Genomic DNA, 20,741 nt, shown 5'->3' on the forward strand with positions numbered 1-20,741 from the left:
TCACGCGTTATCTTTCATGGCTTCTACAGCCCAAAGTACGCGTTCAGGTGTAGCCGGTGTGTCCAAAACAGGACTTAATTTGTAGTCGGATACACTTGAAATGGCATCTTTAAGTGCCGACCAAACCGATATACCTAACATAAATGGCGGTTCACCAACGGCTTTTGAGTTATAAATAGTTTGCTCACGGTTAGGATCGTCAGGGACTAAATCAACTCTAAAATCGCTGGGCGTATCGCTAATGGCTGGAATTTTATAGGTCGCAGGGTTATTCGATAATAATCGCCCTTGCTCGTTCCAAACCAACTCTTCGGTAGTTAGCCACCCCATTCCTTGAATAAATGCGCCTTCAATTTGGCCGATATCAATGGCCGGATTCAATGAATGCCCCACGTCATGCAATATATCGGCACGTAATAATTTATATTCACCGGTTAAGGTATCAATTAATACTTCTGATACTGCAGCACCGGTTGAGTAATAGAAAAACGGTCGACCTTTACCTGTAGCGCGATCAAAATGTATTTTCGGTGTTTTATAAAAACCGGTCGAAGAAAGTGACACGCGTCCCATGTAGGCTTGTTGAACAAACTCGGCGAATGAAAACTTCTCTTTTCCTACAATTACTTGGCTTTCTTTAAAGCTAACTTCAGCTTGGTTAACGTTATATTTTTCACAGGCAAACTCAATCAACCGCGCTTTAATGGTTTTAGCCGCCGCTTGTGCCGCTTTACCGTTTAAGTCTGTGCCCGAAGACGCTGCTGTTGGCGACGTATTCGGTACTTTATCGGTTCGAGTAGCAGAAACGCCAACGGTATCAACATCGACTTGAAATTCTTCAGCAACAATTTGCGCCACTTTGGTATATAAACCTTGGCCCATTTCAGTGCCGCCATGGTTTAAATGAATAGTACCATCGGTATAAATGTGCACTAAGGCACCCGCTTGGTTTAAATGCTGAACAGTAAACGAAATACCAAATTTTACTGGCGTTAAAGCAATGCCCTTTTTCAGTAAGGTATTTTCAATATTAAACTGGCTAATGCTTGCTCTGCGCGCTTGATAGTCTGAGCTTTGCTCTAATGACGTGATCAATTCCGCCATTTTATTATGTTCAACCGTTTGATGATAATGGGTGACGTTGCGATCATCTTTACCGTATAAATTGATTTTACGAATTTCTAACGGGTCTTTACCTAGGTAGCGAGCAATATCGTCCATCACCATTTCGATGGTCATCATACCTTGTGGGCCGCCAAAACCACGATAAGCGGTGTGGGAAACAGTATTTAATTTGCAGCGATTACCCGTGACTGTTGCTTGATCTAAAAAGTAAGCGTTGTCAGAATGAAACATGGCTCTATCGACAATGGCATCTGATAAATCGGGTGAATAGCCACAATTACCGTTAACCTCGATATTTATGCCTTTAATTTGCCCGTCACTATCAAAGCCAACGTGGTAATTATTTTCAAATGGATGGCGTTTACCTGTCATGCACATATCGTCTGAACGGCTAAGTTTAAACTTAACAGGACGTTTTGTTACATTAGATAAAAGCGCTGCAAGACAAGCCCATGGTGCCGCTTGGGTTTCTTTACCACCAAAACCACCGCCCATTCGACGCGTATCCACAATCACTTTATTAAGCGGAATATCGAGTACTTCAGCCACTAACTTTTGTACTTCACTCGGGTGCTGTGACGATGAAAATACGGTCATAACACCATCTTCGGTTGGCTCAGCGGTTGAAACTTGTCCTTCAAGATAAAAATGCTCTTGACCACCGACTGAAATTTCACCTGATAACTGGTGAGTCGCTTGCTCAATAGCTGTCGCAGAGTCACCACGTTTCATGGTAAAAGGCGGTCGAACAAAGCTTTGCTTTGCTAAAGCCTCTTTAACGGTTAATACCGCAGGAAGCGCTTCATATTCAATTTTGGCTAACTTAACCGCACGTCTAGCCAAGTCATGACTCGTGGCCGCAACCGCAAATATTGGCTGACCGATATAGTCAACTTTACCAATGGCTAATACCGGATCGCCAGGGAATACGGGGCCAATGTCAGTATGTCCAGGCACATCTTCTACTGTGATCACAGCCACAACGCCTTCAGCTGCTTTGACGGCCGATAAGTCGATACTTTTAATCAGTCCATGCGCAATAGTACTTTGTCCTGCTGCAGCATGTAGTTGGCCACGAAGGCTGGGTCTATCATCAATATATAGCGCTTCACCACTGACATGTTTGTCAGCACTTTCGTGCTTTTTCGAGCGACCTACTCCGCCTTGACCGACTGAGGCTAATTCATGACTAATATTGTCATTAGAATGTTTGGTATTTATAAGACTACGCATAATTAACTACCCGAGTTTCAATATTTTTACTTTGTAATTCCAAGTAACATTTTTGGATTAAGTTTTGTGCGACTTTCATGCGATATTTATCAGAAGCGCGAACATCAGACATCGGCTGAAAGTCTTGCGTTAATGCCTGTTGCGCCGCTGTGACACTTTCGCTATCAAAGGCTTTATTTAATAAGGCGGCTTCACATTGCTTAGCACGCATAGGAATACCGGCCATGCCTCCGAAGGCGATACGAACATGTGTGACAATATTGTCTTTAAGTTCAATATTAAAGGCAGCTAAAACCGCTGAAATGTCATCGTCAATGCGCTTAGATATTTTATAAACTTTCAATACTTGATCGGGCTTTGACTTAGGTATGTAGATATTTTTAATAAATTCAGACGCTTTTAATACCGTTTTTTTGTAATCAACAAAATAGTCTTCTACGGCTATTTTGCGCTCTTCATCACCACGTTGTAAGGTCATTTGAGCGTCTAAAGCGATTAGCGCTGGTGGCATATCACCAATAGGCGAAGCATTACCAATATTGCCACCTAAAGTGCCATTATTACGAATTTGTCGTGAACCAATACGTTCAATCATTTCGCCAAGCTCATGATATTCCTCATGTAACATCGGGGTAAAATCACTGTAAGGTACTGCTGAGCCAATAATGAATTCTTCAGTGTTATTTTCTAAGGTTTGTAATTCAGTGACATCACCCAAATAAACCAGATCTTCAATGGTGGCTAAGTTTTGTGTCACTGACAGCGCGAGATCTGTCGCCCCCGCAACGAGGGTTGCTTGCGGATTTGATAATAATTTTTCGGCCAATTCAGCTGTACTTTTTGGTGCAAAGTAACCATGACGCGAATTAGAAAGCTTAGCTGATGGTAGCCCTTTAAAGTCATTTAGCTGTTGCACGGTTTCGTTATAATGCTGTGCAAATGAGTCAGCTTCACAATGTTCACTCGATGCTAAGGCCGCATCGATAATAGAGCGATATCCGGTGCAACGGCATAAATTGCCTGCAAGTGCTTCTAGCACTTCTTCACGATTAGGTTTGTTATTATGTTTATGTAAAGCAAATGAGGACATAACAAAGCCAGGTGTACAAAAGCCACATTGTGAACCATGATTATCTACCATAGATTGCTGTACATGATGAAGTTTAGCGCCTTGCTTAAGGTGCTCTACGGTAATTAACTGTTTACCGTGTAAACTGCCAACAAAACTAATACAGGCATTTATTGATTTATAATTAAGTGCTTGGCTATCTTTGGCTAATTCAGCAATAACCACGGTACAAGCACCACAGTCGCCAGAAGAACACCCTTCTTTCGTACCGCTGTTAAAGCGCTCTTCACGTAAATACTGCAAAACAGTTAAATTGGGATCTATGTTCTCTATCGTCACAACGTCGTTGTTTAATAAGAAACGAACTGCACTTGTAGCCATAATTAGTTCCGTGGTTAATTTTGTAAATGTTTCATAGTTTAAATATATCAGAATAAAAACCTGACACAAGTGTCAATTTATTATTTTACCTGTAAACTTTCGCTAAAATTCAATTTTAAGAAAGCACAGCGCTAAATAAAGAAAATAAACACTTTAAAATCAACTTATTCCCTCAAAACTTTAAAATAAGGCTAACCAAAAGTTAAATTTATAACGTTAACTTTTCTTTAACTTTGCGCTAGCTCAATTATAACTGGGGGATAAATTAGATAACCCGCCTAATAACCTTGATCTCAATAGCTTTCAAACGAATAATTTGCTAGCCTTAGCTTCATTATAATAGTTTAAAATCCCAAAATTCTCGCGGGACTCTCTCGGATAAATAATGGACGAAGTCGATAAAAAAATTGAGCAATGGGCAATTCAAATGCCAGAACTCGATACCAAGCCTATGGCAATTACCAGCCGAGTGTTACGAATATCAAAACACATGAGTGATGAATTAACTAAGTCATTTCGTGATTATGAGCTTACCGATGCTGGTTTTGATGTTTTAGCGACGTTACTGCGTATAGGGCCGCCACATGCACTTTCACCTAATCAATTGCTTGAACAAATGCTGATCACTTCTGGCACAATGACCAGCCGTATAGATTTACTTGAACGTAAACAATTGGTTAAGCGCACAGTGAATAAAAAAGATAAAAGAAGTGTCACTGTCTCACTTACACCGAAAGGCTTAAGTCTTATTGAGAAGGTGATAGTTGAACATACTCAGAGCCAGAAAAGCTTAGTTTCATGTTTTTCCCCAGCAGAACAAACGCAGTTTGAAACTTTGCTTAAGCGATATTTGACGCAAGTCGGTTATTAATAAGTGGTATAGGTAAACTAGATTAAACAAGCATCTAATTTCGTTAGATAAAAAAAACGCGTATAGCGTCATTGGATAATGACAGCTATACGCGCTTATTAGTTAATTTAGCAGTTAATTTAGCAGTTTATTAGTTTTTAGGACGAATAAACGGCATTTGTCTATTTACGTCTTTGTATAATAAATATCTGAATGGACCAGGTCCGCCGGTGTAACATGACTGTGGACAGAAAGCTCGTAACCACATAAAGTCACCAGCTTCTACTTCTACCCATTCTCCATTTAAATGATAAACCGCTTTACCTTCTAAAACGTATAAACCATGTTCCATTACATGAGTTTCATCAAAAGGAATAACGCCGCCTGGCTGGAAAGTGACCACATTCACATGCATGTCAAAACGCATGTCGGTTGGGTCCATAAATCTTGTTGTACCCCAAACACCACCAGTATTTGGCATGTCGGTACGGTCTAAGTCTTGATCACTTGTGACAAAAGCTTCAGGTACGTCAATGCCCTCAACATATTGATATGCTTTGCGGATCCAATGGAATTTTACGTTGGCATCGCTATTGTTTTTTATCGTCCAGTTACATGTTGGTGGTAAATATGCATAACCACCCGTGCCCATGTGATGAGCGACACCTTCAATCGTAATGTCCATTTCACCTTCAACGACAAAAAGCACGCCTTGAGCACTTTCATCAAGTTCAGGTTTATTTGAACCGCCACCAGGCGCTACTTCAACAATATATTGCGAGAATGTCTCGGCAAAACCACTAAGTGGGCGAGCAATAACCCACATACGCATCTGATCCCAAAAAGGCAGATAGCTAGTAACGATATCAGTCAATACGCGTTTAGGAATAACCGCGTAAGCTTCTGTAAAAATAGCGCGGTCTGATATTAATTGTGTTTGTGGCGGCAAGCCGCCCGTTGGTGCGTAATATGTATGTTTGTGTGACATGCTTAGTTCCTTAATGACTGGGCTTCAATGAATTGTTTTCTATATTCATGAAGCAAAGGTTCGGTATACCCGTTTGGTTGAGTTTTACCTTTAAATATTAAATCTAATGCTGCTTGAAAAGATAAGCTCTTTTCAAAATCTGCAGACATAGCTTGATAATTGTTATCGTGCGCATTTTGTTGGTCAACGATGACCGCCATTTTTTCTAAAGCGGTTCTAACTTGCGATTCGGTTAAGATACCATGTTCAAGCCAATTACAAATATGCTGGCTAGAAATTCGTAAGGTTGCTCTATCTTCCATTAAACCAATGTTATTAATATCAGGTACTTTCGATGCGCCCATACCTAAATCAACCCATCGAACTACATAACCTAATAGGCCTTGTGCGTTATTGTTTAGTTCTTTATCGATGGCTTCTTCACTAAGATTTTTTACGTCAGTCAGCAATGGTACCGTGAGTATATCGTCGATACTTGCACGTACTCTTTTGGCAAGTGCCTTTTGTATCTCAAACACTTTAACTTGATGATAATGCATAGCATGAAGTGTTGCACCTGTTGGCGAAGGTACCCAAGCCGTATTAGCACCGGCTAATGGGTGAGAAATTTTCACTTTCATCATTTCAGCCATCTCGTCTGGGATGGCCCACATGCCCTTACCAATTTGCGCTTTTCCTGAAAACCCGCAAGCTAAGCCTATATCAACATTCCAGTCTTCGTAAGCTTTAATCCATGGTTGTGCTTTCATATTACCCTTTGGCACCATAGGGCCGAGTAACATGCTGGTGTGTATTTCGTCCCCTGTTCGGTCCAAGAATCCAGTATTAATAAATACAACCCGGCTTTTAACAGCCCGAATACATTCTTTTAAGTTAACGGTAGTGCGTCGCTCTTCATCCATAACACCAATTTTAATGGTGTCTCTAGCAAGGCCTAGTGCGTCTTCAACTGCGTTAAATAGTTTATTAGCGAATGCCACTTCTTCAGGGCCATGCATTTTTGGCTTAACGATATAAACATTGCCATTTCGAGAGTTACGATGAAGGTTAGTTTTATGTATGTCATGTAAGGCTATCAAGGTACTTATCATGGCGTCCATGATACCTTCTTGAATTTCAAAGCCGTCTTTATCGACTATAGCTGGGTTGGTCATTAAATGGCCAACATTTCGACAAAATAACAAACTACGTCCATGCACAGCAAAACTGTTATCTGACAGATCTTGATACGCTTTATCAGCTAAAAGTACACGTTTAGTTACTTTACCAGACTTTTCAATCGTCTCGCTTAAATCACCTTTCATTAAGCCGAGCCAATTACGATATACGTGGATTTTTTCTTCGGCATTAACCGCAACCACTGAATCTTCAAAGTCTTGAATGGTGGTAAGAGCTGATTCTAAGGTAATATCTTTTATACCTGCAGCATCTGTTTTTCCAATAGCCGACATGGCGTCTATTTCAATCGCTACACGTAAATCGTTATGAGTTAGTAGTATTGAACTAGGGCTCTCTTTTTGCCCTTGATAACCGATGAGTAACTGTGCATTCTGTAATTGAGTTGTTGTTCCATCAACCAATTTTACATGTAGCTGTTTGTTGTCAATATAATAACAACAAGCGTGTTTATGTAAGCCTGATAGTAGCGGAAAATGCGAGTCTAGAAAGTCCCGTCCGTAGGCTATGACTTTATTGGCTCGAATAGCATTGTGCGCACGACCTTTCTCAGCGCCACCTTCGTCACTAATAACATCAGTGCCATAAAGTGCGTCATACAAACTGCCCCAACGAGCGTTCGCAGCATTTAAAGCAAAACGAGCATTGGCTGTTGGTACGACTAACTGTGGCCCAGCTTGTGTGCTTATTTCAGTATCGACATTCGAAGTGCTTATTTGAAAGTCTTCGCCTTCAGGCACCAAATAGCCGATTTCAGTTAGAAATGCTTTGTAGGCTAAGACATCAAAACTACCTTGATGCTTTAAATTCCATTGATCTATTTGTTCCTGCAAAGCAATACGCTTGGCTAATAAAGCTCTATTTTCTGGCCCTAAATCATGGGTTATTTTTGATAAAACCGACCAAAAATGTTGCTCAGTAATGTCCAAGCCGGGTAATACTTCTGCTTTTATAAAGTTTACTAATTCGTTATTAACCTTTAGTAAGTCTTTTTGTTGATAATTTGTCATGTTGTTATTTACTCACTGCTTTTGGATATTTAAAGCTTCAATACTGTTAAATGTAAACAAATACCCAGCACCTGTCAACTAAGTCAGTTAATTGTAAACATAATTGTTGACAATTTAAATGGAAGTAACCTATAGTAGCCTGAAGCATAGTACTTTTTTTAATCATGTGTATAGAAAGATAATCAGTTTACGTAAATTAAGGCACTTAGTATTAGCTGCATCTATACTAAGGTTTTATTTAAAATATTTATGTCCTTTTTTCAGACACGATTAAAATAAACAAACTAATTAAACCTTAGTAGATATGACCAACGAACAAAAAGGAATATTAAATGGCGAAGTTATCAACGCACGTTCTAGACACTGCAAACGGTGTTCCGGCACAAGGCATTACACTAGAATTTTATCGCTTGGAAGGTTCGAACCAACGACTCATCAAAACATTATCAACAAATAGTGATGGTCGAACAGACGAACTGTTATTAGATGACAGCAATATCGAAGTTGGTGAGTATTCGATTGTTTTTTATGTTGGTGATTACTTCTCCAAACTCACCGGTGATAAAACCGAACCGGCATTTTTAAATCGTATACCCATTAATTTTGGTATTTTTGACGCCAAGGCTAATTATCATGTGCCATTATTAGTGTCGCCATGGAGCTATTCTACCTATCGTGGCAGTTAATTAATTACCTCAGTTTTCCTACTGAAGACAGCCATTGGTAGGCAAACAAGGTTGTAGCTTAAAATCGGCAATAATAGTACGTTAACAATAAGAACTGATTAAGGAAACAAACATGAAGCAATGGAATATTTATCTTTCAGGTGAAATTCATACTGATTGGCGTCAACAAATAGAACAAGGCTGCAAAGCGCTACCTGTTGTATTTACTTCACCGGTAACGGTGCATGAACTTAGTGATGCCGCAGGTGACCATTTAGGTCATGCAGAAGATCCTTTTTGGCGCGACCATCAGTCTTCAAAAGTTAACGCGATAAGAACCCAAACGCTGATACAAAACTGTGACCTGGCTATTGTGAGGTTTGGTGATAAATATAAACAATGGAATGCCGCTTTTGACGCTGGACAATGTGCCGCTTTAGGTAAACCTTACGTCACACTCCATGACGACAGTATTATCCACCCATTAAAAGAAGTCGATGCTATGGCTTTCGCATGGGCAAAAACGACCACCGATATTATCAAAATTATTGACTATGTTGTAAAACAATAATAACTATAAATCAACCACTAAAACATCAAACAAAGGAAAACACAATGGCAGATTATAAACGTATATTCGTCGCTATAACCCCTCACAGGGAAGAACAACCAGCCCTTGCTCGTGCTGTTTTTTTAGCAAATAAGTATCAGGCCGAATTAATATTGGGCAGTTCGATGTATAACAGAAGTATTGAAAAAGCTTCTGGTGTTGCAGGAGAAAGCTGCAAAGATCTTAAACGAGAGTTGATGGAAGATCAGAAAAAAGTGATGCTAGAGTTAGCTGCATCGCTTGGAGTTGAAACAAAAACTACTTGCGTAGTGACTTGGCATAAAAAATGGTATGAAGGTGTAATAAACCTAGCAACTGAGAACAATTGCGATCTTATTATTAAAGAAACTAAGCATTACAAAAAATCAGTACGCAACCTATTCACACCGGATCACTGGAATTTACTGCGTTGTAGCCCAATTAATGTGCTGATGGTTAAAAACCATAAATGGACCTGTAACGGCGATATAGTTACCGCCATAAGTTTAGATGACGGCGATAGCGAGCATCAATGCTTAAGTGAAAAGGTCGCGAAAGAAGCGGCTTCTATGTCAAAACTATTTGGTGCAAACTTACATTTTATCAATACGGTAAGTAAGGCCCCTATGCATATAGCGGTAGATAAATCTGCTTTTGATCCAGTGAAAGTCAATGCACGAGTGAAGCTCAAACATAAAGAACGTTTACAAACACTCGCCGATAATTTAAACATTTCTAATGTAAATATTAGAGTTGAAGAAGGATTACCAGGTCACGTTGTTCCAAAGTTATGTGACGATTTAAATGCTGAATGTTTAATACTCGGCTCTGTTGGTCGTAAAGGTGTAACTGCCGCATTATTAGGTAATACTGCAGAATATATTATCGACAAATTAGACTGCGATACTCTTGTTGTTAAAGGCTAACACCTTAAGGGCTATTACATTATTAATAGCCCTTATTCTTATTTCTCTCAATTTACGACCTGCACTTACTTCAATTGCCCCCGTTATGGAGCGTATTGTTGAAGATCTCTCACTCAGCCGTGCAAGTGCTGGGTTAATAACGACCATACCCGTACTATTAATGGGTTTTCTCGCCCCCATTGCGCCTATTTTAGCGCGACGATGGAGTCAAGAGCGCGTGTTAACAAGTGCTATGGCCCTTCTCGTTGCTGCCTTATCCATTCGTTATTTTAGCCAATACAGCTTCACACTATTATTAATTTCAGCCTTCATTGCTGGCGTTGCGATTGCTATCGCCGGTCCCTTAATGTCTGGCTTTATAAAACAGTATTTTTCTCGTCATATTACGATCGCTATCACTATTTATTCGGTCAGCATTGCTGTTGGAGCATCTCTGGCCGTAGCACTGACCATTCCGATTATACAACTCAATAACGACCATTGGGAGCGCGGGCTAGCTGCATGGGGATTATTGGCGTTAGTCGCTTTTCTTATGTTGCTTATTTTTATGCCTAAATCATCCAGTAAAAAGCAACCGGTTTATAGCCATCAAAAACTGCCGTTAGACTCTTTTAGAGCTTGGTTATTAACCGGGTTTTTCGCCGCACAATCTGGTGTTTTTTATGCCTTGTCAACATGGTTAGTAGCACACTTTCAGCATGCAGGCTTTGATACTATTAAGGCAAGTATGCTAGCAAGCTCTTTTATGGCTTCAGGCATTATAGGGGCATTTACTTTACCCTTATTAGCAGCACGCGTAGCCAATCGCAATATACTTATTGCCGGTGTAACGCTGTCTTCGACCTTACTGATCCTATGCATTGCTTGGCAGCCTCAATGGCACCCAATAGCCGTTGTATCCTTATTGGGTATCACAACATCAGGCACTTTTGCACTGGCGCTTGCATTACCCGTTATGGAGTCAAATTCGCCGCAATCAGCGTCACAGCTATCATCGATGATGTCATCTTTTGGCTATATCGTTGGAGGTATAACACCTTCACTGGTGGGTATTGGACGTGACATAACCGATAGTTTTCAATGGCCAATGACATTTTTGTCTGCGTTAAGCTTTTCTATGGTCATTATCGCGCTATTCCTTCGTAATAAACCTAACGATTAAAGGCATTAATAAACATAAAAAAGCCCAGTAAAATAATTTCATTATTTTACTGGGCTTTATGCTGCTTTATGTTGCTTTATTAAATTAACCTAGCGATTGTAAGCTAACGGTTAAGTACCTTATTTAGCACCATGATGCTTTATCCAATGCTCAGCTATATCTTGTCTGCGACATAACCATACATCATTAAACTGTTCAACATAGTCAAGGAACCTGACTAAACTTGCAAACCTTCCCGGTCGACCTATGATGCGACAATGCAGGCCAATTGACATCATTTTCGGCGCATCTTCACCTTCTGCATATAGAGTATCAAAGGTGTCTTTTAAATAGTTAAAGAATTGATCGCCTGCATTAAAACCTTGTGGGCTGGCAAATCGCATATCGTTGACATCAAGCGTATAAGGCACGATTAAATGCGGCTTGTTTATACCTTCAACGAAATAGGGTAAATCATCTGCATAACTATCTGAATCATACAAAAATGAACCCTCTTCGAGCACCAATTGACGCGTATTCTCACTCATTCGGCCTAAATACCAACCCTTAGGCTTTTCACCGGTCATTTCTTGATGAATGGCGATGGCTTTTTGTAGGTGCTCACGCTCTGTATCAATAGAGACTTTTTGATAATCTATCCAACGGTAGCCATGGCTGGCAATTTCCCAATCAGCTTTTAACATGGCTTCTACGGCTTCTGGATTTCTCTGCATCGCCATGGCGACACCAAAAACGGTAACCGGTACTTTACGCTCGGTAAATAAACGATGTAAACGCCAAAAGCCAGCTCTGCTGCCAAATTCATAAAATGACTCCATATTCATATGGCGTTCATTTTCAAACGGCAGTGCACCAATTATTTCAGACAAGAAGGTTTCTGATGCCTTATCGCCATGTAAGATACAATTTTCTGCACCTTCTTCGTAATTAATAACAAATTGAACCGCTACTTTTGCCTTGTTAGGCCAATTAGCATGCGGAACCTTCTGGCCATAGCCTTTCATGTCTCTAGGATAATTATTCATATTTACTGATGTCATATCAATGTCAACTCAATAGTTTGATTTCTAATTTTTCATTGTTGTATATAGGTCTAGTCCATTCAACAACATAAATACGGTCTTTATAAAGAAGGTCTTTAAACGTTTAAAAATAAGTTAAAGAACCTGAAAATTAAAGCTTGTCGACCGTTAATCACAAAAGCTTGAAAATGGGTATACGAGTAAGAAGGCTGTTAACACACAAGTTAACTATCTTTTCTAAAGGAAAGCGATATTAGCGTGCTAAATTATCCTTTAAGACAATACACTGCTGAAAAATTAGCTGAGTTAACGTGTGAAGACATCTTATCGTTACGTAATTTACTAAATAATCACGTTAGGGTGTTAATAAAAAATAATATTATCGAACAATAATGTTAAGTTATTGTTCGATAATGTTTAATCAGGCTAGTTGCAACTGCTAACTAGCCTAGTTCAACTTAATCAGGCTCGTCTGGAACGATAAGATTAAGAAATATAGCAAGAAATGCTGCAGGGAGTAATCCGGTTGCCAATAACGCTTTAGCTGTGCTTGGCATATGCTGTAAAGCACCTGGTTCAAGCATCAAACCAAAACCTAAAGATAATGATATAGCAAATATCACCATGTTACGGCTTGTCCAGTCAACATCAGCCAGCATTTTCATACCTGACGATGCCACCATACCAAACATTAATATAACACCACCACCTAATACTTCGATTGGAATGGTCGAAATAATGGCGCCTACTTTAGGAATGAATCCACAAATAATCAGGAATATTGCACCAATAGTAGCAACATGACGACTCATGACTCGTGTCATGGCGATTAAGCCAACGTTTTGCGAAAACGAAGTGTTAGGTAAGCCACCGAAGATAGATGAGAAAGCTGAACCCAAACCATCGGCATAAGTCGCACCTTTGATTTCTGTATCAGTCGCTTCACGATCAGCACCACCTTTAGTAATACCTGATACGTCACCAACCGTTTCAATAGCTGAAATGAATGACATCAAAATAATACCGAGTACTGCGGCAACCGTAAATTCAATGCCGAATGGTAATATTTTTGGCATTGCAAAGGTAGCTGCACGACCAACGTTATCAAAATTCACCATACCCATTGAGTACGCAACAACATAGCCAGAGATAAGCCCTAGTAATATAGCGGAAACGGATAAGAAGCCTTTAGTGAAAAACTTAAGTCCTAGCGTTACCACAATAACAACTGAAGCAACGCCCCAGTTTTGTAATGTTCCGTATTCAGGTGTACCAATGGCAGGAACGCCACCAGCTGCATACTGAATACCAACCTTTAATAAAGAAAGGCCGATCATCGTTACAATTAAACCTGTTACTAAAGGTGGTAAAGCGAAACGTAAACGGCCAACTAAAGGTCCTAGAGCGGCTTGGAATAAACCACCAATTAAAATACCACCTGTTACAGCAGCCATGGCATCTACGCCCTTACCTGCTACTAACGGGATTAAAATTGGAATAAAGGCAAAACTCGTCCCTTGTACTATGGGTAGTCTCGCGCCAATAGGTCCTGCACCAATGGTTTGTAACAGCGTTGTTGCACCCGCTAATAACATACACATTTGCATCATGTATAGCATCATAGGGAAGTCAGGTGAATTTGAGCCAAAACCAAAGCCAGCGGCACCTGCGATAATAATTGCCGGGGTAATATTTGCCACAAACATAGCAAGTACATGTTGAATACCGAGAGGTATAGCTACTTTTAACGGCGGCATATACTCAGGATCACGACACTGTTCTGGTGTTCCTACAGATAAATTAGACATAGTATTTTCCTCGTTTAGACAGTCAGACTAAAAAGTCCAACGTACCATAATTTGTGGAACTGATTCGTTACGACCTTTAATACCTAAACGGTTTTTCCAGTATTGATATTCTACGCCGACCGCAAAGCTTTTATTCGCATGCCATAAAACTTGTGGCTGCATAAGCAAGTTTGCATGGCTAGTAAAACCTTCACCTTCACCTGAAGTCCAATCTAAAAAGCCTTCGAATGAAAAGTTCTCGTCGCTAATGGTAAAATCCTTGCTCCAAACTAAGTTAAACTGAACAGAACTGCCATCTTTTGTCGGATCATCACGGTACTGTAAATGCGTTTTAACAAATTTAAACCCTGAAACATTCCAGTCTAAACTACCACCAGCCATTTTAACTATTTTGGTCGTGAACTTATTAGAGGTCATATCTGCTTGAACGATACCGTATACACCTTTAATAACACTGTTATTTTCAGGCTTGAAAAAGCGATAACGAGGACCAAACTCTAAATGTGTACCACTGGTATCGTCAGCATGATTTATGTTTGTCACATCAGCGAAAAAGTAAGTATCACCCCAAGTAAAGCCTGTTGCATTTGCAATAGTAAAAATAGCTTCGTCTTTATCAGCACCATTAAAACCGCGTGCGTAATCTTGACCATATAAACCTTCTACTTTTGTAGAGCTCCAAACTGAGGCTTGTGCAGTTGTTGCTGCGCCAGCTAAACCAACTAACAGGGTCGAGGCAGCAATAGCTGTAGTTATTTTATTCATGTTTTATTCTCGCTTTTGTTGTGTTGTTGTTGTTTTGATACTTTATTTTTTTACTGTTTTACTTTTTATTATTTACACCACTTTTCATTTTAGTAAAAAGTGGCTTGTTCATTATTTCGCTTGTTCTTGTTGGTACCATGTAGCTATCAAGGTACGCTCTTCATCTGTCATGCCCGTTAAGTTACCAATTGGCATAGCTTTAAGCACAACAGCTTGTTGATAAATTTGCGCAGCTTGTGCTTTTATTTGTTTAGGTGTGTCGTACATATAACCTTTAGGGGCTGCTGCAAAACCTGGCTGTGTAGGTTTTTGAGCGTGGCATGAAGCGCAGCGTTGCTCAATGACTGACTCTACTTGAGAAAACGCTACAAGCTTGGCTGATGAGTCTACTACTGTGGCTGTTGGTTTAGGTGCCATCGCCCAGATAACCGCTATCATAATTGCAATGGCTGCGATTAAGGCGCCAGTTAATGGCTTGCCTTCGCCGTGACGTGATACAAAGAAGATACGAATCAAGGCGCCAGCCATTGATATACCCATTAATATTAACCAGTTATACTCATGACTATAAGTCATGGCGTAGTGATTACTGATCATCACGAAGATCACAGGTAAGGTAAAGTAAGTGTTATGAACTGAGCGCTGCTTACCGGCTATACCCGGGGCAGCATCGACTTCTTGTCCTGCTCTTAGTCTTTCAACCATTTGCTTTTGACCAGGAATAATAACAAAAAATACACTCGCTGCCATGATAGTACCTAGCATAGCGCCGAAGGTCATGAAAGCGCCGCGACCACTGAAAATTTGTGTCAAACTGTAAGCTGCAACTGATACCAGAGCAAAAATCACTAGACCTAAAACTAAATCGTTTTTCGCTAAAGCTGATTTACATAGTATGTCATAAATAATGTAACCACCGAACATGTACCCTAAGCTAATCGCAATTGCTGTGCCTTGAGACATGTCAACTTTACTAGCGTCGATAAGGTAAATGTCAGCGCCATACCAATAAACAATTGCCATTAAGAAGAAGCCACTGATCCAAGTCGTATATGCTTCCCACTTTGACCAATGTAGGTTGTCATCTAACTTGTCATTTTTTGGCCCTAACATATATTTTTGTGAGTGATAAAAACCACCACCATGTACGGCCCAAAGTTCACCAAACATGCCATTTTCTTTATCAGCAGATTTTTTGGGTGTGCTTAATGAGTTATCTAGCATGACAAAGTAAAATGATGCTCCAATCCACGCAATACCAGTAATGATATGAAGACTGCGCACTAAAAAATTTAACACGTCAAAAAAATACGCTTCCACTTGTCTGCTCCTTTTAAGTAATTATTATTGTCTTAGTGGCTTATCCAAGCCGACTAACACTTGTCAATGTAACTAACCTTCAGTTAATTATATTATTTAACTTTGGTTTATATTTGCATCCTATGCCAGTATCAAATTAAAAATAATTTCATTGACTACTTAGTATCGGATAATATTTTTTTGCTAATGCAAGTATTTAACAACTTGGGTATTTAGGTATTCGGTATTCGGTATTCGGTATTCGGTATTCGGTATTCGGTATTATAAAAATATGAAAAATGTTTTTACTGCGCTTAGTCAATAGTTTTTTTAATTTTCACAGCGCAGATTATGGTTAACAAGACAGCTAGTTATTTGCTCGTTTAGTAAACCAGCACACCTTTTTGAACTTGTTGCGTATTCATTAATCAATACAACCTAGCATATTGAACAAAAAACCAATTGTCAACAATCGTGCATACAATAAACTGACAACATAGGCAGCTCATATTTTTTGCATGCTAAAAAACCCTGTAAAAACTAAGTGTTGTAGGATTTTTACAGGGGTTTTTCAGGGAAAATAAAGTTTAAAAAACTATTTTAAAGGCTACAAATACGCTTAAAAAGACAGGCCACAGCCTTTTAATATGATATGTTTTATGGTTTTTTTGGCTTCATCAAAGTCTTCTACCGCGAGCGGTCGCTCAAGGGCAGCTTCAATTTCAACGGCAAAATTAGCATAATGCTGGGTTGCACCCCAAATGGTAAACAGCAAATGATATGCTGACACTTTATCTATTTTGCCTTGTGCTTGCCATGCTTCAATAACTTTGGCCTTTTCAGCAATCCAGAACTTAAAGTCAGTTTGTAAATATTGGCTTAAATATGGCGCACCATGCAATATTTCGCTGGCAAATATAATCGATGCAGTTGGATTAATACGTGAATATTCTATTTTCGCATCAATATAACTTGCTATTGCTTGGGAGGGATCATCATTTTCGTCTATGTTAGAAAAAGCTTGGTTCCATAAATCTATAATATTTGTCAGTACTGCACCATACAAGGCTAACTTATTTTTGAAATAATAATGAATGTTAGTTCTTGGCAGATTAGCCGTTTCAGCAATACGTGATATTGACGCACCATTAAAGCCATACTGCTTAAACTCTTGAGCAGCAGCCGCTAATATTTTATGCTTATTATGCAAGCGCGTTTTCTGGTGTGAACTACCAAACGTGTTATCGCTAATTTTTATTTTAGTCATATCTTGATCAATTTACTTTGATTAAACATACCCATGCTCTAACGCTTTTTAAAAATATCAATTAAATCACCGCTAGGTTCTTTATCTTCTAATTTTAAGCGCGATTCAATGCCTTGCACATGCCTATACATAAGCTCAGTGGCTTTGTCGACTTGACCTTTTTGCATCACGTCAATTAATTCGAAATGCTCAAAATGGGAGCATTTTGGAGCATCTGGTTGTTCGTAGAGCACAATAACTAAAGATGTTTGCGGTATTAACGTTGTGATAATACGCTCAAGCGTAGCGTTTTTTGATATTTTCGCCAGCATTAAATGAAAATCACCACCTAACTGAATACCTTCAACGATATGTTCATGATCGATATTATCTTGTTCGGCTTTTACGATTCTTCTGAGTAAATCAAAATCACTCGCGGTTGCATATTTAATAACATCTTTAACAATCGCCACTTCGATCATTTTTCGAGCGTCAAGAATGTCTTTAGCTTGTTTAACCGTTGGGCTGGCGATGAAAGCGCCCTTATTGGGCTGTATTTCGATAATATGATCTTGCGAAAGTCGTAACAACGCACTACGAATGGTGGTACGCCCTACATTAAATATTTTTGATAAATTATCTTCTGTAAGTCTAGTACCTGGGCGCAAACGAAACGACAAAATAGCATCAAATATCTCTTGATATATTTCTTTATCACTTATTTTTTTCTGCTTTTTGTCTGCTTCTAACTTCTCTTTCATCACATTCCTAAATACAAACGAACCAATTCATGCCAAACATTTAAGCGCGTAGTATATACCCAAACTATATTAAGATGCTCGTTTCGTGATAATTAAAAACGATTTTTCGAATGGGTATAGATACCTTAACGTTTACACGGCAGTCATTATTATCGCAATTAATGCCGGTTATTAGGCATGTTAGCGCGATAAAACTGATTCTATATTTATATCACTGTAATAACTCTACATATAAAAACCTAAATTGAAACTCGCTTATATGATCTGTATTCAGCCTGCCAAAAGTTACTTTCTATTTTTTCCATTAAGACTTCATCCGTTAATGGTAAAGCCAACTGCTGTTCCATGGCAACTTTTGCAACCGTGAATGCGATATTGCGGCTCAGCTCACCAATATCGGTCATTGGAGGCAATAATGCCGCATTAATATCTTTAGCTTGTGGTGAAGCATCAGCAAGTGCATTACTCGCCGCCATTAGCATTTCGTCACTAATAATACGAGCACTACAAGCAATTACGCCTAAGCCTATGCCTGGGAAGATATAACTGTTGTTACATTGAGCAACATGTATGTGTTTACCATTATGTGTAATTGGCTCAAATGGACTGCCCGTTGCAACCACAACTTCACCATCGGTCCATTCAATTATTTGTGCTGGTGTCGCTTCAACTTGTCTTGAAGGATTACTCAACGGGAATATGATAGGACGCTCGCAATGCAGTTTCATGCTGCGTACTACGTGTTCGGTAAACAAGCCTGGCTGGCCTGATACACCAATTAAAATATCAGGTTTAGCGCAATTAATAACATCAATTAATGCTGGATATTCTGAACTATAATTCCAATCTTCAAGCGAAGATAACGGCTGTTGCAAGGCACTTTGGAAATCACGTAAGTCAGCCATCCCCTCAGTTAACAAGCCATATCTGTCAACCATAAATATTTGTTTACGTGCTTCTAGGTCGCTTAGTCCTTCAAAACACATTTGCTGAATAAGCATTTCTGCAATACCACAACCGGCTGAACCACCGCCAACAAAGGCCACTTTCATTTCAGAAAGCTTAGTATTACGCGTTCGACAAGCGGCTAATATTGTGCCTAAAGTAACCGCAGCTGTGCCCTGTATGTCATCATTAAAACAACACACGCTATCTCGATATCGCTTAAGTAATGGCATGGCATTAGGCTGAGCAAAATCTTCAAATTGGATCATCACTTCTGGCCAACGGCGCTGAGTAGCTTGAATAAATAGATCCAAAAATTCATCATATTCTGGTTGGCCGATGCGCTCATGTTTAGCGCCCATATACATAGGGTCGTTTAATAGTTTTTTATTATTTGTGCCTACATCTAGCATCACAGGTAAAGTGTAAGCAGGACTAATACCACCACAGGCGGTATATAATGAAAGCTTACCAATCGGAATTCCCATGCCACCAATACCTTGATCGCCCAGTCCTAAAATTCGTTCGCCATCGGTTACCACAATAACCTTAACCTTGCCCTTGGTCGCATTTCTAAGAATGTCATCAATCATATGACGGTCTTGATAGCTAATAAATAGCCCACGGGATGAGCGATAAATATCGGAGAACTTTTCACATGCATCACCCACCGTTGGTGTGTAAATGATCGGTAACATCTCTTCTATATGAGCTTGAACTAAGCGAAAAAACAAGGTTTCGTTGGTATCTTGAATCGCGCGTAAATAAATATGCTTATTTAATGGCTCATCAAAACTTTTGTATTGCATGTAAGCTCTTTCAACTTGTTCTTCTATCGACTCGTAACGCGGTGGTAATAAGCCCAGTAAGTTAAAGTTCTTTCGCTCTACCTCAGTAAATGCGCTGCCTTTATTCAACAATGGAGCTTCAAGTAAAGCAGGGCCTGAATGTGGAATATATAAATAATTTGAAGCTGGGTTATCACTCATTGTTGTTATAACTCTTGTTGGAAGGTTGAAGGGAGAATAGCTACATTCATAGTATCTTGATATCAAGATAGCAAACGATTATCTTGATATCAAGATAACTATCATGTTTTATACTTACTATGACCTTAATACGTCCTCCAACCTTAGTTTTAAACTTATAAAAACAAATATTTTCAGTAAGTTATAACATAATAAATTAAAGTTTAAATATGTTAACAGTGTTGGTAGCACAATGCTTAGAAAGTGCTAATCTATAATGAAGAGATAAAATTAAGAGATGAAATATGGCTTATGTAGACGGTTTTGTATTAGCTGTACCCACTAAAAATAAAAGCAGCTACCTAAAACTCGCTGAAGAAATGGCGATTATTTTTAAAGAACATGGCGCCTTAACCGTAGTAGAAAATTGGGGCGACGACGTCCCTGATGGCGAAACCACCTCTTTCCCAATGGCGGTTAAATGTAAACCTGATGAGACCGTGGTATTTTCGTGGGTCACTTGGGCGTCAAAAGAAGCAAGAGAAACAGGTATGAAAAAAGTCATGGCAGATACCCGCATGGATTGGGAAAATATGACGATGCCTTTTGATGGCAAACGCATGATTTTTGGCAGTTTTGAAACAATATTAGAAAAATAACAAGTTTAATCTATCAGGCATTACCTGTTATCAGCTTAAGTCTCGCTGACATATCGATAGTCCTTTACTCTAGGCTTAAATGTATTTGATAACA

General features: G+C 39.3%; 17 protein-coding genes and 1 pseudogene. 7 read left to right on the forward strand and 11 right to left on the reverse strand.

The genetic code is table 11. The annotated features are described in order from the left end of the window. Together xdhB and xdhA are read right to left on the reverse strand one after the other, a co-directional pair. Window positions 1-2,358, reverse strand: a complete 2,358-nt coding sequence (xdhB, locus tag A3Q33_RS19650; protein WP_081181678.1) for a xanthine dehydrogenase molybdopterin binding subunit — start codon at window positions 2,356-2,358, stop codon at window positions 1-3. After that, window positions 2,351-3,808 carry a xanthine dehydrogenase small subunit gene (gene xdhA / locus A3Q33_RS19655; RefSeq protein WP_081181682.1) on the reverse strand — a complete coding sequence of 486 codons (1,458 nt, stop codon included), beginning with the start codon at window positions 3,806-3,808 and terminating at the stop codon, window positions 2,351-2,353. Before xdhA ends, xdhB begins: the two co-directional genes overlap by 8 nt. A gap of 385 nt (window positions 3,809-4,193) precedes the next feature. On the opposite strand from xdhA, the gene A3Q33_RS19660 reads away from it, so the two are divergent. Beyond that, window positions 4,194-4,679: a MarR family winged helix-turn-helix transcriptional regulator gene (locus A3Q33_RS19660; protein ID WP_081181685.1), complete on the forward strand. Its 486-nt coding sequence runs from the start codon at window positions 4,194-4,196 to the stop codon at window positions 4,677-4,679. A gap of 130 nt (window positions 4,680-4,809) precedes the next feature. Here A3Q33_RS19660 and A3Q33_RS19665 read toward each other — a convergent pair whose 3' ends face one another. Together A3Q33_RS19665 and A3Q33_RS19670 are read right to left on the reverse strand one after the other, a co-directional pair. Next, window positions 4,810-5,646, reverse strand: a complete 837-nt coding sequence (locus A3Q33_RS19665) for a bifunctional allantoicase/(S)-ureidoglycine aminohydrolase (RefSeq protein ID WP_081153902.1) — start codon at window positions 5,644-5,646, stop codon at window positions 4,810-4,812. Window positions 5,647-5,648: 2 nt separating this feature from the next. After that, window positions 5,649-7,832, reverse strand: coding sequence for a malate synthase G (locus A3Q33_RS19670; RefSeq protein WP_081181688.1), 2,184 nt, complete (start codon window positions 7,830-7,832; stop codon window positions 5,649-5,651). A gap of 332 nt (window positions 7,833-8,164) precedes the next feature. Here A3Q33_RS19670 and uraH point away from each other — a divergent pair, with 332 nt between their 5' ends. The 4 genes from uraH (at window position 8,165) to A3Q33_RS19690 (ending at window position 11,174) form a co-directional block, all read left to right on the forward strand. Then, window positions 8,165-8,518, forward strand: a complete 354-nt coding sequence (gene uraH, locus A3Q33_RS19675; protein WP_081181691.1) for a hydroxyisourate hydrolase — start codon at window positions 8,165-8,167, stop codon at window positions 8,516-8,518. Between the two features lie 112 nt (window positions 8,519-8,630). Next, entirely contained in the window at window positions 8,631-9,068 is a 438-nt protein-coding gene (locus A3Q33_RS19680) for a YtoQ family protein (protein WP_081181694.1), read from the forward strand. A 44-nt stretch (window positions 9,069-9,112) separates the two neighbouring features. Then, complete coding sequence (gene uspE / locus A3Q33_RS19685; RefSeq protein ID WP_081181696.1) at window positions 9,113-10,012, forward strand: universal stress protein UspE; 900 nt, start codon at window positions 9,113-9,115, stop codon at window positions 10,010-10,012. Further along, the gene (locus A3Q33_RS19690; RefSeq protein ID WP_155866814.1) at window positions 9,996-11,174 is read left to right on the forward strand and encodes an MFS transporter; all 1,179 of its coding nucleotides are present in this window, start codon (window positions 9,996-9,998) and stop codon (window positions 11,172-11,174) included. The genes uspE and A3Q33_RS19690 overlap by 17 nt, the downstream gene beginning before the upstream one ends. A 119-nt stretch (window positions 11,175-11,293) precedes the next feature. Here A3Q33_RS19690 and puuE read toward each other — a convergent pair whose 3' ends face one another. From puuE to A3Q33_RS19705, 3 genes are all read right to left on the reverse strand, one after another. Beyond that, window positions 11,294-12,214, reverse strand: a complete 921-nt coding sequence (gene puuE / locus A3Q33_RS19695; RefSeq protein WP_231295734.1) for an allantoinase PuuE — start codon at window positions 12,212-12,214, stop codon at window positions 11,294-11,296. 440 nt (window positions 12,215-12,654) lie between these two features. After that, a complete protein-coding gene (locus tag A3Q33_RS19700) occupies window positions 12,655-14,004 on the reverse strand; it encodes a uracil-xanthine permease family protein (protein WP_081181717.1) in 1,350 nt (449 codons plus the stop codon). A gap of 27 nt (window positions 14,005-14,031) precedes the next feature. Beyond that, complete coding sequence (locus A3Q33_RS19705) at window positions 14,032-14,769, reverse strand: outer membrane protein OmpK (RefSeq protein WP_081181720.1); 738 nt, start codon at window positions 14,767-14,769, stop codon at window positions 14,032-14,034. Between A3Q33_RS19705 and A3Q33_RS21125 the strand changes: the two are divergent. Further along, window positions 14,768-14,857 (forward strand): annotated as a pseudogene (locus A3Q33_RS21125) (hypothetical protein); the annotation flags it as partial. The gene A3Q33_RS19705 and the pseudogene A3Q33_RS21125 sit on opposite strands and share 2 nt — an antisense overlap. A gap of 23 nt (window positions 14,858-14,880) precedes the next feature. Here the strand turns inward: A3Q33_RS21125 and A3Q33_RS19710 are convergent. From A3Q33_RS19710 to A3Q33_RS19725, 4 genes are all read right to left on the reverse strand, one after another. Further along, window positions 14,881-16,089, reverse strand: coding sequence for a urate hydroxylase PuuD (locus A3Q33_RS19710; RefSeq protein WP_081181724.1), 1,209 nt, complete (start codon window positions 16,087-16,089; stop codon window positions 14,881-14,883). Between the two features lie 598 nt (window positions 16,090-16,687). After that, window positions 16,688-17,335 (reverse strand): TetR family transcriptional regulator C-terminal domain-containing protein, encoded by a 648-nt coding sequence (locus tag A3Q33_RS19715; protein ID WP_081181726.1) that lies wholly within the window; start codon window positions 17,333-17,335, stop codon window positions 16,688-16,690. A gap of 38 nt (window positions 17,336-17,373) precedes the next feature. Further along, window positions 17,374-18,075 carry a GntR family transcriptional regulator gene (locus A3Q33_RS19720; protein ID WP_081181729.1) on the reverse strand — a complete coding sequence of 234 codons (702 nt, stop codon included), beginning with the start codon at window positions 18,073-18,075 and terminating at the stop codon, window positions 17,374-17,376. Window positions 18,076-18,314: 239 nt separating this feature from the next. Next, a complete protein-coding gene (locus A3Q33_RS19725; RefSeq protein ID WP_081181732.1) occupies window positions 18,315-20,009 on the reverse strand; it encodes an NAD-dependent malic enzyme in 1,695 nt (564 codons plus the stop codon). Between the two features lie 284 nt (window positions 20,010-20,293). Between A3Q33_RS19725 and A3Q33_RS19730 the strand changes: the two genes are divergently transcribed. Beyond that, on the forward strand, window positions 20,294-20,647 hold the full coding sequence (locus A3Q33_RS19730; protein WP_081181735.1) for a DUF1428 domain-containing protein: 354 nt from the start codon (window positions 20,294-20,296) through the stop codon (window positions 20,645-20,647). The last annotated feature ends 94 nt before the right edge of the window (window positions 20,648-20,741 follow it).

Source organism: Colwellia sp. PAMC 21821 (assembly GCF_002077175.1).
Lineage (GTDB): Bacteria > Pseudomonadota > Gammaproteobacteria > Enterobacterales > Alteromonadaceae > Cognaticolwellia.

What these genes read in the sequence shown, in the direction of transcription:
- xdhB (WP_081181678.1), bottom strand. Translation starts at nt 2,358, where the DNA reads ATGCGTAGTCTTATAAATACCAAACATTCTAATGACAATATTAGTCAT.
- xdhA (WP_081181682.1), bottom strand. Translation starts at nt 3,808, where the DNA reads ATGGCTACAAGTGCAGTTCGTTTCTTATTAAACAACGACGTTGTGACG.
- A3Q33_RS19660 (WP_081181685.1), top strand. Translation starts at nt 4,194, where the DNA reads ATGGACGAAGTCGATAAAAAAATTGAGCAATGGGCAATTCAAATGCCA.
- A3Q33_RS19665 (WP_081153902.1), bottom strand. Translation starts at nt 5,646, where the DNA reads ATGTCACACAAACATACATATTACGCACCAACGGGCGGCTTGCCGCCA.
- A3Q33_RS19670 (WP_081181688.1), bottom strand. Translation starts at nt 7,832, where the DNA reads ATGACAAATTATCAACAAAAAGACTTACTAAAGGTTAATAACGAATTA.
- uraH (WP_081181691.1), top strand. Translation starts at nt 8,165, where the DNA reads ATGGCGAAGTTATCAACGCACGTTCTAGACACTGCAAACGGTGTTCCG.
- A3Q33_RS19680 (WP_081181694.1), top strand. Translation starts at nt 8,631, where the DNA reads ATGAAGCAATGGAATATTTATCTTTCAGGTGAAATTCATACTGATTGG.
- uspE (WP_081181696.1), top strand. Translation starts at nt 9,113, where the DNA reads ATGGCAGATTATAAACGTATATTCGTCGCTATAACCCCTCACAGGGAA.
- puuE (WP_231295734.1), bottom strand. Translation starts at nt 12,214, where the DNA reads ATGACATCAGTAAATATGAATAATTATCCTAGAGACATGAAAGGCTAT.
- A3Q33_RS19700 (WP_081181717.1), bottom strand. Translation starts at nt 14,004, where the DNA reads ATGTCTAATTTATCTGTAGGAACACCAGAACAGTGTCGTGATCCTGAG.
- A3Q33_RS19705 (WP_081181720.1), bottom strand. Translation starts at nt 14,769, where the DNA reads ATGAATAAAATAACTACAGCTATTGCTGCCTCGACCCTGTTAGTTGGT.
- A3Q33_RS19715 (WP_081181726.1), bottom strand. Translation starts at nt 17,335, where the DNA reads ATGACTAAAATAAAAATTAGCGATAACACGTTTGGTAGTTCACACCAG.
- A3Q33_RS19720 (WP_081181729.1), bottom strand. Translation starts at nt 18,075, where the DNA reads ATGAAAGAGAAGTTAGAAGCAGACAAAAAGCAGAAAAAAATAAGTGAT.
- A3Q33_RS19725 (WP_081181732.1), bottom strand. Translation starts at nt 20,009, where the DNA reads ATGAGTGATAACCCAGCTTCAAATTATTTATATATTCCACATTCAGGC.
- A3Q33_RS19730 (WP_081181735.1), top strand. Translation starts at nt 20,294, where the DNA reads ATGGCTTATGTAGACGGTTTTGTATTAGCTGTACCCACTAAAAATAAA.